Raw genomic sequence first — 10762 nt, forward strand, 5'->3', positions numbered from 1 at the left:
CGGTTGGCCGGGCATGCGGCCTGGAGGCCGGTCCCGGCCGCCGCCGCCAGGCGCGCTCGGTCCCGGCCCTCGGGGAGGAATGGAACGATCAGTGACGCCAGCGTGTGCAGAAAACTGCACACTCGTTTGCGCCTGGCCGCGGTCATAAGAGCGGCGCAGCTCAGCGACGCTCGAAGGGATTTACTCCCCAAGGATCGCGGTGCGGTTCGCCGCGCTCGCGCAGCTCCATCTGGTAGGCCCGCCAGATGTCGGCCTCCGTCAGCGGCATCGGGGCGCGGTGGCGCAGCGCTCCGGACCGGGCCCGTTCGCGGTACCTGCGGTTGAAGGCGGCATACGACAGGCCCGGCTCAGCCAGGCGTCGGCGCAGTTCAGCGTGCCGGTCGCCGATGATGGCGGCCTGGTCCAGGTCGGCCACCTTGCGGGCACGGGCCAGCTCGTCGATGTCGTAGGCGATCCGGCGCAGCACCGCAGCCACTCGGGCCAGGTCCACCGCGACGTGGTAGGCGTCCTGATCATCGGCTGGACGCAGGTTCACCACCGGGGGAAGCCCGTCGCCGGCGAGCCGGTCGATCCATTCGGCGCACTCCAGCACCCAGCGCACCTCATCGACCAGGCGCTCGGCGATGCTGTCGCGGCCGTCCAGCTCCTCATCATCGCTACCAGCGGGATCCTCCGGGGCCGGCCACCCGGCCTGACGCAACTGCGCCAGCGCCGCCTCCAGCTCCAGCAGCGGCGCGGCCGCCGTGGCGATCTGCTGGATGCGCGAGGGCGAACGCCCCGCCTCGGCCGCCACCGCCCGCACCGGCAGACCTTCGACACGGGCCGAGGCGATGGCCCACTCGTGCTCGATCTCGGCCTGGCGTAACCGCCACGCTGCCCGGCGCACCCGGCGCCGCAGCCGTCGCTCCCGCCGTACCTTCGCCCGTAGCTCGTCTCGATCCACGCTAAGGATCATGTCACTGGCCGCCATGCGGTGTGCAGGAAACTGCACACGCTGGCGCTACTGATCGTTCCATTCCTCCCCGAGGGGGTACCCCTCGTCGCCAAGGGATGATCACAGCGGAACTGCGGGGAAGTCTCGTAGCCGCTCACTCAGCCTGTCACCTCGCGGGCGAAGCTCGGTTCCGCCGCCTCCAGTCGCGGTACCGCGACCCCCAACCGGCGTGCTTCCGCCAGGGTGTCTCGGCAGATCTCACGCGGCTCCTCGGCCTCGGGGTCGGAGTGCGCCGCAAAATTCACGCGCGCCGGCGCGAAATGAGCGAGCAGCCAGGCGAGCGCGGGGGCCGTCAGCCAGGTGGGCGCCCGGAACAGCAGCACACCGCCCCGGTGACGTCGCAGGTCAACGCCGCGCGCCTTGAGGAGCGGCAGCAGCTCGCGGCCAGCCAGCAGCCCCTCGCGCAGGTCGCCCGTTGCCCCGGCCAGCTTGGACAAGGAACCCAGCCGCAGGCCCTGCGAGAACAGGCCGGCATCCGACACGAAATGGACCCACAGCCAGCCGCGGAAGTCAGGCTGCTCCTTAAGCCGGAGCCCGGCCTCGCGAAACGCCTGGCGCACGGCCCGCTCACGTTCGGTCGGCGGCTGGCCGAAGGTGCCGAAGATGACCGACGGCAGCAGCGCCCCACGGAGCACGCCGTCCGCGCCGAAACCGCCACCGGCCTGGGGAAAGCCCCAGGCGATCTGGTCGACAGGGAGTGCGCCGATCGCGGCCAGCGGCTCGGTCCAGATGTTGCCGAAGACCAGCACCGTGGCCTGGCCGACACGCGGGGACAGGAAGGCCGTCGCCTCCGCGAGGCGGTGGTGCGGCACGCTCAGCACGATCAGGTCGAAGTCGTGGTCCGGCTCCAGCGCCTCGCGGTAGCGCACCGGCCACTTCTGGACGACGCGCTGCCCCCACACCCGCCGCCGCGCATCGAGCAGATCGAGGTCTATCGCTTCCCCGTACGCCGCCGTGCGGCCCGGCCGGACGTAGAACTCGACGTCATGCCCGGCCCGTTCCAGGGCCCAGCCGTACATGGTGGCGATCACACCTCGGCCGAACATCAGGATCTTCAAGTTGCACCTCGTGGGATACAATCGAATTGGAGGTCATCTCCACTTCCCAAAAATATGGAGGTAGTTTCCGTTTGTCAACGCGAGGTAGCGCATGAACTCCGCCAAGCCGCTGCGTGCCGACGCCCAGCGCAACCGCGAGGCCTTGCTCGCCAAGGCCCGGGAGGTCTTCGACGCCGGAGGCTTCTTCGACCTGCGCTTCGATGATTTCGCCCGCCTGGCCGGTGTGGGCACCGGCACGCTGTACCGCCACTTCCCCACACGGGAGGCGCTGGCCGAGGCGGTCTATCACGAGGAGGTCGCCACGCTGTGCGACCGCGCCCGCCAGTTGCAGGCCACGCTGCCCGCGGAGGAGGCCTTGGCGACCTTCCTGCGTGGCATGGTCGGCTACATGGATGCCCACCAGGGCCTCGCCCGGACGCTGGCCACGCTCATGGCCACCGGCTCGGGTGCGCTCGCCGAGGGTAGTCGGGCGCTGGAGCAGGCTGTCACCGACCTGGTGGCCGCCGCCGTGAAGGACGGCGCCGTCCGCGACGACGTGGGTGCCGGTGCCGTCATGATGGCACTGCATGGCATCGGTGCGGCCCATGACCGCCCCGGTTGGCGGGCCGAGGCCGACGGTGTCATCACCCTCGTGCTGGACGGGCTGCGCCGGTCGCACTCAGGCGACGGTCAGCGCGAGCACGAGCAGGAGAGTGTCGGTGAGTTGAAGTGAGAATACCTTTCTGACCAGGGAAAATGGGACTTGTCTAGGGTTCCGTTTTCACTGTCGGGAAGGCATCCCGTAGATGCAATTCAAGCACGCTCCCCAGGCGGTGTCGGTAGCGTTCGATGACCCGAATCTCGTGTCGGCCGCGGGCCTGGTGCCGGTGATGTGACTCGCTCACACCGCCGGGCTTGCGGGCCTGTCACTGGACCGTCTCACGGTGCCGGGCGACAGCGGCGCGAACGCGGGCGCGAAAGTTCGCGGCCCCGTCGCAGGAGGCAATCGAGCAGCACGTGGCCGGCCCGCAGGATGACGCCGCTGCCGGCGTTGAGCCGGAGGAGTTGCTGAAGCGCTATCCCGACAGCGGACGGCTGGCCCGCGATCGGGCCCCGTTCACCTGCACGGCGAGTACCCGCCCGGTCCGAGAATCGGCGAGATAGACGTGGATGGGAAACCGCTTGGCGGCAGGCAGGCCGGGCGGGTAGAGGCCAGGGTGGTCCTGCCGTACGACCTGCCACGGCTGCACCCCCCGGCCGTCCGTACCGAAGCGGTGGCGCAGCACCAGCACATTCGGCCGCTCGATGAAAGCGAAGCGGGCCCGGCCCAGCCGCCCGTGTGTGGCCGCGACCTCCTCGGCCCGCCGCTCGGGTCGGCGTCACCGAAGGAAATGTAACTTGGTAATCACTGAGGGGTTTCGGGGCGAGCGTTCAGCTCAGTGCCCCAGCCGCAAGTGATCAGAGTGGTGTTCCGTAAGGGGACCCCCACCGGAACACCAACCGCCCGGACAACCGCCCCAGGTCAGGGTGTTCCGTATAGGTGTTCCGCGAACTGTTCCGGTGAAGGCCCCCTATCCGGAACACTTGGAGCCGTGAACGGAACCCGTGTCGGCTACGCCCGCTGCTCGACCGACGAGCAAGACGTGATCATCCAGACCGAGTAACTCCTGACCCTCGGCGTCCCCGAAGACCGGATCTACCTCGACCACGGCTTCTCCGGCACCACCCGCCGCAACCGCGCCGGCCTCGACCAGGCCCTCGCCGCCGTGTGGGACGGCAGCGTCTTCACCGTGACCAAGTTCGACCGGTTCGCCCGCAACATGGCCGAGGCCAACGAGATCCTCACCGGTCTGTCAGGACGCGGCGTCCTGTTCGGCCTGGGCGCGTCCGTCTACGACTGGAACGACCCGTTCGGGCGGCTGTTCCTGCAGACCCTCGCCATGGTCGCCGAGTTCGAGGCCAACCTCGGGCACCTGCGCACCCGCGAGGGCATGGCGCTGGCGAAGAAGAACGGCAAGCTCAAGGGCAAGCAACCCAAACTGCCCGAACCCGCCCGACGCTCCATCCGCCGGCGATACGCCGCGGGCGAGGTGTCCCTGGCCGACCTGGCCACCGAGTACAGCGTCGGACGCTCCACCATCCACCGCATCATCCACGGGCCAGAGACCTCCAGGTAGAGCGGTCACACGTGGAAATTGGACGTCACCCTTCGCGCAAGATCATTCTCAGCGCCAACGGCTGTTCCCAGGTTCCCCGACCCCGAGTTCGAGCAGGGCGGCGAAATCCCCGTTCCGGGAGGCGGCAAGGAAGGCGGCGACGATTTCCCGCTTCGGGGATCGCGCGGCGTCGGATGCCCCGGCCGCTCCTTGCACCCGGCGCCGGGCCCGGCTGGCGAGTTGCCGGGCCGCCACCGGGGAGCGGTCGATGATGGCGCCGACCTCACCGAACGACACAGCGAAGACGTCGTGCAGGACGAACGCGAGCCGTTCGGCGGGGGTCAGCGTGTCCAGCACCACCATCAGCGCGACACCGACCGAATCGGCCAGCAGCGCCTCGTCCTCGGGGTCGGCCTGGCCGGCTGGGTGGGTGCTCGCGTGCGGCGCGGCCGGCTCGGGCGGCAGCGTCCCGGCCGACTTCTCACGCCGGGTCCAGCGTGCCTCGAGCATGTTCAGGCAGACCCGGGCGACGACCGTGGTCAGCCACCCGGCCGGATTCTCCACCTGGCCGGTGTCGGCGCGGCTGACCCGCAGCCACGCCTCCTGCACCGCGTCCTCGGCCTCGCCGGGTGAGCCGAGCATCCGGTGGGCCACCGCTCGGCGAACCGCTCGCTCAGCCAGTCCTGCTCAACCATCTGTCACATTCCTCCGTCGCGGCCTGTCATATCAATTGACCGGCGAACCCGCGCCGATGTGACATCCGGGCCCGGCCCGGATGTCCGGCCTGCCGGTTCAGGCAGCACATACACCTCAAGCAGCAGGAGAGAACCGTGTCACTGCAGGTGAGCGCCATCATGCTCGGCGTCAAGGACCTGGCCCGCGCCAAGAAGTTCTATGCCGAAGGCCTGGGCTGCAAGATCGACAAGGACACCCGCAATTTCGTTTCGTTCAGCCTGGGCGAGGGATCCCCGCAGCTGGCTCTCTACGAATGGGAGGCAGCGGCACAGGACGCCGGCGTCTCCGCTGAGAGGGCTGGAAATTCCCGAAGAAGTTGTGGAGGCACTCGGTGGAGGCAGGAGGCCGAGGGTGACCATCACGATCAACGGGCATTCATGGAAGAGCAGGGTCGCCATCATGCGCGGCCGCTACCTGCTCGGCCTGAGCAACGCCAACCGGCAAGCCGCCGGTGTCGTGACCGGCGACGAGGTCGAGGTGGAACTCGATGCCGAGCCTCCTGTCGTCGTCGAGCCCGCGGACTTCGCCCGCGCCTTGGACGCCGACCCGGTCGCCCGCGCTGCCTACGACCGCTTGGCCTACAGCCACAAGCGCGAGCACGTGCTCGCTGAGGTCCACGTCCCGGTGACGACGGCGCAGCGGTTGCTCGGGATCGAGCGGATCAACGGGATGGCGGTGGACGCCTCCGGGCCCGATCGTTGCCGATGGGCGGGGTCGGCATCTCCACGAGCAGGCGTTCACGAACAAGGTGGTAGCCGACCGCCCGATTCACGGCGAGCATCGACGCGTTCTCGTGGTTCACCGTAACCGTGACCGACTCGACCTTGGGAAACAACTCATGCAGGCGCAGTGTCTGCCGGGCCTTCATCCAGCGGGCCAGCCCGCCGCCCCTGTGCCCAGGCAGCACCGCGGTGTCGTGCTGATCAGCCACCGTCGCTCCCGAACCCGGGACCGTGGTTACCGTGGCACCGACGACCTCGCCCGAGGATGAGTGAACCACCGCGCAGACGAGCAGATGCTGCCCGTCCGTCCCCGCCTCCCACGCACGGACCGCCGCGGTGTCCCAGGCCCGAGACGCCATCTGCAGCGCGGCACCCGGCGCGTCGAGCACATGGCCCATCACCCGCCCGAACGAGGACACCCATTCCGCGGGCGCCGCACTCCGCCAGGACACCACCCGGTAATCCGGGTGAGGGGCCATCGCCAGCTCATAGCAGCGCTTCAGCACGTCCTGATCGAGTCGCTGCTCATGCAGTTCCAGCCGCAACACCACTCGCCACCCGCGAACGAACGGCTCACCAGGCGGTCCCGCCAACACCGTCGCCTGAACCCGCTCCATACCCGCATCCGCCACAACGCGAGCGAGCAACTCCGACCCGACGCCCCTGCATCGCGCCGATGGCGTCACGAACAGGCGAAGAAACCCGATCGCAGGATCATGCTGCTGCGGCCGCACCTCCGCCACCCCGCAGATCCGCCCAGCCTGACGAGCCGCCCACCGCCGCGCACCGCCCCCAACCTCGGCGCGCAACCGCTCGGCCAACGCACCGGATTCAACCGCCCCGCCGGACAGCTCCGCCTGCCCCTCCCTGAACACCCGGCACCAAGCATCCAGATCACCCTCACCGGACTCCCGAGCCTCGAACACCTCAATTGCCAGCAAGTCCGCAACCTCTCTTGAGGAGTCGTCGATCGGCCGATTCCGGCCCGTCGATCACCAACTGGTCCCCGAACTCCCGGCAGCCACTGGGGCAGCCGCATTCGCGCACCGAAGCCGGCCCCTTCAGCGACCTCTCCCGGATAATCCGCTCGGACTCGGCCATCTCAGTGAAGACTCGAACCGGCGCCATGGCTAGCGCATGTGCTGTGCGGTGGCCAGCAGGTCGCGCACGGTGACGATGAGTCCGTGCATGGTGTGCTCGAATGCCTCGTCCACGGTCATCAGGGGAGCGGCGGCGACCGCTTCGCGCAGGTGTGGCACGGCGAGGCCGGGATGTGCCTGCAGCCAGAGCCGCGGGACGGGAGTGTGCTGCATGACCGGCTCGCCCTGGTCCTGGCGGTAGTCCACGAGCAGGACGAACGCGAAGACGCGTAGCGCGAGATCGCGGTGCACGATCTGAGCCTCGGCGATGTCCAGCCCGATGGTGCGCAGCATGCCGAGGAAGGCGTCGGTGTGGACAAGGCGGTCTTGGTCGATCGCGAGGTCGTCGATCTGCTCGTCCAGCGACACCAGCAGAGCGCGTGGATAGCGCCGGTAGACCGCGCGCAGCGCGGCGCCGTACTCGCAGATGCTGCGTTCCCAGTCCTCGGGGTCCGGCCGCGGGGCCGGCCATTGCTCGGTGAACAGCTGAACCGCGCGAGCCACGATCTCGCTGCGGTCATCGACGTAGTTGTAGAGGGCTCGCACCGTCACGCCGAGATGCTCGGCCAGTAGCCGCATGGTCACCGTCCGGAAGCCGTGAACACCGGCGAGGTCGAGCATCGTCTGGGCGATGAGGTCTTTGGTCAGGGTCGGCCGACCCTTGCGCGTGAGCGGCCGCCGGCGCCGGTGTGGGCTGTCGGTGCTGGTGGCGTCGGCCTTGTCGGGGTCGTGGGGCACCGTCCGAGCATAACCGCCGTTAAACTTCACACATTGTTGACTTTAACGCCCGGTTTGCGCCACCCTCACTTAGGTGAGCCTTACCAACACGCATCTCCCCGGATTTCTCCGATGACCCCGCCGACCGCCGGCCATCCGCCGGCCGCTCGGGGTCGCGCGATTCTCGGCCTGGTCATCGCCGGCGCCGCGCTGGTCGTGATCGACATGACGATCGTGACCATCGCCCTGCCCGCGATCCAAGCCGACCTCGGCGGAACGCTCGCCGGCATCCAGTGGGTGATCATCGGATACATGATCACCATGGGTGCGGTGACCCAGGTCGTGGGAAGCCTCTCCGACCGCATCGGCCGACGCCGCATCTACCTGCTCGGCATCGCCCTGTTCACCGCCTCGTCGCTCGTCTGCGGCGCGGCGCCGACCACCACGCTGCTCGACCTTGCCCGCGCCGTACAGGGCATCGGCGGCGCCATCTTGATGGTCAACGCACTTCCCCTGCTCTCTCAGCACCTGGAGGGGGAACGGCGCAACATGGCCATCTCCACCTGGGGCAGCGCGGCGACCGCGGCCAGCCTGATCGCCCCGCTGCTGGGCGGCGCCCTCGTCGACACGCTGAGCTGGCGTGCGATCTTCCTGATCAACATACCGATCGGTGTCACGGCCTTCGTGATCTGCCTGCGAACCCTTCCCGCCGACGTCTCCGGCCGGACCGCTCACGGCCGGATCGACTGGGCGGGCACCGCGCTGCTGATCGTCTCACTCGCCCTGGCCAACCTGGCGCTGCTTCGTGGCGAGGACCAAGGCTGGGGATCGGCGGCGACACTGACGCAGCTCACGGTCGCGGCCGTCCTGCTCGCCGCCTTCCTCCTTCTCCAATCCCGGGCCGGTGCGCCCACCTTGGACGTCGCCCTGTTCCGCAGGCCCGCCTTCACCGGCGCCGCCCTGGCGGTCTTCATCTCCCGCGTCCTGACCATCGGCGGCACGGTCTACTTCGTGCAGTACTTCCAGGGGTCGTTGCACCTGAATCCCACGCAGAGCGGCCTGCTACTGACGCCCGTCTTCCTCGCCCAGATGGCAGCGGGCATGCTCGGAGGCAAACTCCTGAGCCGATTCCCCTCCGGCCACGTCATCGCCAGCGGCTACGCCTGCAAAGCGGTCGGCGCCACCTTACTGGCACTGGCCTTCACTCCGACCATCTCACCGTGGCTCCTGACCGTCCCCCTGCTCATCTGGGGCATCGGCGGCGGCATCGCCGGCGCACCCGTGATGGCCGTCGCCATGAACGTCACCGACGAAGAACGAGCCGGTATGGTCGCCGGAACGATCACCAGCCTGGCCTCCATCGGAGCCGGCATCGGCACCGCCGTCCTCGGCGCCATCTACACCACCCGCATCGCCGACATCGTCGCCACCGGACCGTCCCTGCCCGCCGCGTCACGCGAGGCCGTCATCGCCGCCGCCGCCAATGGCGATATCCAACGCGTCCTCGACCTCACCCCCGCGACCGCCCGCGCCACCATCGAAGACCTCCTCAGCAACGCCATCGCCTCCGGCGCATCGGCCGTGCTCTACAGCTCCGCAGGCCTGGCCGTCATCACCATCGCGCTGGTGCTGACCCTCATCGGCAAACGCGATCTCCCGCAACCCGCAGCAAGCGGGCAGTAGGGGGTTGACGAGCATCCGAATGAAAAGTCGCGTTAGCGAGCCACCCGAGCGCGGCTTGGCGTGACATTCCGCTCCTAGCCGTTGGTGGGGAAGCCGAGGTTGACGCCGCCATGGCTCGGGTCGAGCCAGCGGGAGGTGACGACCTTGCCCCGGGTGTAGAAATGCACGCCCTCGGTCCCGTGGACATGGGTGTCACCGAAGAGCGAGGACTTCCAGCCACCGAAGCTGTAGAAGGCCATCGGCACCGGGATCGGCACGTTGATACCGATCATGCCGACCTCGACCTCGTTCTGGAAACGCCGGGCCGCGCCCCCGTCGTTGGTGAAGAGCGCGGTGCCGTTGCCGAACTCACCACCGTTGATCAGCTCCAGGCCCTCCTCATAGGAGGAGACCCGGACGATCGCCAGGACCGGACCGAAGATCTCCTCGGTATGGACCCGCGAGCCGGCGGGCACATGGTCGAGCACCGTGGGCCCCAGCCAGAAACCAGGACTCCGCCCGGCCGCGCCACCGCCCAGGACCGGGGTCCGGCGGCCGTCCACGACGAGCTTCGCCCCCTCGGCGACGCCCAGCTCCAGATAGGAGGCGACCTTGTCGCGGTGGGCCTCGGTGACCAGGGGCCCCATCTGGGAGGCGGGGTCGTCGCCGGGGCCGACGGTCAGCTCCGCGACCCGGGAGACGATCCTGTCGACCAGCTCGTCGCCGACCGGGTCCACGGCCAGCACGACGGAGATCGCCATGCAGCGCTCACCGGCCGAGCCGAAGCCCGCCGAGACCGCGGCGTCGGCGACCAGGTCCAGGTCGGCGTCGGGCAGCACCAGCATGTGGTTCTTGGCGCCGCCGAGCGCCTGGACCCGCTTGCCGTGACCGGTGGCGCTCTCATAGACGTAGCGGGCGATGGGCGTGGATCCGACGAACGAGACCGCGCGCACGTGCGGGTGCTCCAGCAGCCGGTCCACCGCCGTCTTGTCGCCCTGGACGACGCCGAAGACGCCGTCGGGCAGCCCGGCCTCCTTCCACAGCGAGGCCATCAGCAGCGAGGCCGAGGGGTCCTTCTCCGACGGTTTGAGGATGAAGGCGTTGCCCGCGGCGATCGCGATCGGGAACATCCACATCGGCACCATGGCCGGGAAGTTGAACGGGGTGATCCCGGCGACGACGCCCAGCGGCTGCCGGATCGAGTAGGAGTCGACCCGGGTGGAGACGCCCTCGGAGAAGCCGCCCTTGAGCAGGTGCGGGATGCCGCAGGCGAACTCCACGACCTCCAGGCCGCGGGCGACCTCGCCCAGCGCGTCGGAGTGGACCTTGCCGTGCTCGGCCGAGATGAGCCGGGCCAGCTCGTCGCGGTGGGCGTACATCAGCTCGCGGAAACGAAACAGCACCTGCGAGCGCTTGACCAGCGAGGCGTCCCGCCAGGCGGGCCAGGCCGCGACGGCGGCGGCCACGGCCGCGTCCACCTCCTCCACCGAGGCCAGCTGGACCCGCCCGGTGACCTCTCCGGTCGCCGGGTTGAAGATCTCGGAGGTACGGCCGGAGCCCTCGACGAGGGCTCCGTTGATCCAGTGAGTGACGTTCTTCA

At 69.2% G+C, this 10762-nt stretch carries 10 protein-coding genes and 3 pseudogenes; 6 read left to right on the forward strand and 7 right to left on the reverse strand.

Annotated elements, in window-relative coordinates; translation table 11 throughout:
• Nucleotides 1–160: 160 nt before the first annotated feature.
• Together ABZU75_RS42610 and ABZU75_RS42615 are read right to left on the reverse strand one after the other, a co-directional pair.
• Nucleotides 161–943 carry a hypothetical protein gene (locus tag ABZU75_RS42610; protein WP_355567916.1) on the reverse strand — a complete coding sequence of 261 codons (783 nt, stop codon included), beginning with the start codon at nt 941–943 and terminating at the stop codon, nt 161–163.
• 149 nt (nt 944–1092) lie between these two features.
• Nucleotides 1093–2052 (reverse strand): 2-dehydropantoate 2-reductase N-terminal domain-containing protein, encoded by a 960-nt coding sequence (locus tag ABZU75_RS42615; protein ID WP_355567919.1) that lies wholly within the window; start codon nt 2050–2052, stop codon nt 1093–1095.
• 91 nt (nt 2053–2143) lie between these two features.
• Here ABZU75_RS42615 and ABZU75_RS42620 point away from each other — a divergent pair, with 91 nt between their 5' ends.
• Complete coding sequence (locus tag ABZU75_RS42620; RefSeq protein ID WP_184758735.1) at nt 2144–2764, forward strand: TetR/AcrR family transcriptional regulator; 621 nt, start codon at nt 2144–2146, stop codon at nt 2762–2764.
• 73 nt (nt 2765–2837) lie between these two features.
• A pseudogene (locus ABZU75_RS42625) lies at nt 2838–3032 on the forward strand (IS1380 family transposase); the annotation flags it as partial.
• Nucleotides 3033–3107: 75 nt separating this feature from the next.
• Here ABZU75_RS42625 and ABZU75_RS42630 read toward each other — a convergent pair.
• On the reverse strand, nt 3108–3317 hold the full coding sequence (locus ABZU75_RS42630) for a hypothetical protein (protein WP_355567922.1): 210 nt from the start codon (nt 3315–3317) through the stop codon (nt 3108–3110).
• A 408-nt stretch (nt 3318–3725) separates the two neighbouring features.
• Here ABZU75_RS42630 and ABZU75_RS42635 point away from each other — a divergent pair, with 408 nt between their 5' ends.
• A complete protein-coding gene (locus ABZU75_RS42635) occupies nt 3726–4208 on the forward strand; it encodes a recombinase family protein (protein WP_355567941.1) in 483 nt (160 codons plus the stop codon).
• Between the two features lie 48 nt (nt 4209–4256).
• On the opposite strand, the gene ABZU75_RS42640 is transcribed toward ABZU75_RS42635, so the two are convergent.
• Nucleotides 4257–4829: a sigma factor gene (locus tag ABZU75_RS42640; protein WP_355567925.1), complete on the reverse strand. Its 573-nt coding sequence runs from the start codon at nt 4827–4829 to the stop codon at nt 4257–4259.
• Nucleotides 4830–5041: 212 nt separating this feature from the next.
• Here ABZU75_RS42640 and ABZU75_RS42645 point away from each other — a divergent pair.
• Nucleotides 5042–5179: pseudogene (locus ABZU75_RS42645) on the forward strand (VOC family protein); the annotation flags it as partial.
• 61 nt (nt 5180–5240) lie between these two features.
• Nucleotides 5241–5480, forward strand: a pseudogene (locus ABZU75_RS42650) (DUF1905 domain-containing protein); the annotation flags it as partial.
• 103 nt (nt 5481–5583) lie between these two features.
• Here the strand turns inward: ABZU75_RS42650 and ABZU75_RS42655 are convergent.
• Nucleotides 5584–6585, reverse strand: coding sequence for a GNAT family N-acetyltransferase (locus tag ABZU75_RS42655; RefSeq protein WP_355567928.1), 1002 nt, complete (start codon nt 6583–6585; stop codon nt 5584–5586).
• Nucleotides 6586–6774: 189 nt separating this feature from the next.
• On the reverse strand, nt 6775–7521 hold the full coding sequence (locus ABZU75_RS42660; RefSeq protein ID WP_355567931.1) for a TetR/AcrR family transcriptional regulator: 747 nt from the start codon (nt 7519–7521) through the stop codon (nt 6775–6777).
• A gap of 111 nt (nt 7522–7632) precedes the next feature.
• On the opposite strand from ABZU75_RS42660, the gene ABZU75_RS42665 reads away from it, so the two are divergent.
• Complete coding sequence (locus ABZU75_RS42665) at nt 7633–9183, forward strand: MFS transporter (RefSeq protein WP_355567935.1); 1551 nt, start codon at nt 7633–7635, stop codon at nt 9181–9183.
• Between the two features lie 74 nt (nt 9184–9257).
• On the opposite strand, the gene ABZU75_RS42670 is transcribed toward ABZU75_RS42665, so the two are convergent.
• On the reverse strand, nt 9258–10762 hold a 1505-nt coding region (locus tag ABZU75_RS42670; RefSeq protein WP_355567938.1), incomplete at its 5' end, for a CoA-acylating methylmalonate-semialdehyde dehydrogenase.

The sequence above is a fragment of the Streptosporangium sp. NPDC005286 genome (genome assembly GCF_040607515.1).
Classification (GTDB): domain Bacteria; phylum Actinomycetota; class Actinomycetes; order Streptosporangiales; family Streptosporangiaceae; genus Streptosporangium.

Coding starts and splice junctions, on each gene's coding strand:
- ABZU75_RS42620 (WP_184758735.1), top strand. CDS start 2,144: ATGAACTCCGCCAAGCCGCTGCGTGCCGACGCCCAGCGCAACCGCGAG.
- ABZU75_RS42640 (WP_355567925.1), bottom strand. CDS start 4,829: ATGCTCGGCTCACCCGGCGAGGCCGAGGACGCGGTGCAGGAGGCGTGG.
- ABZU75_RS42665 (WP_355567935.1), top strand. CDS start 7,633: ATGACCCCGCCGACCGCCGGCCATCCGCCGGCCGCTCGGGGTCGCGCG.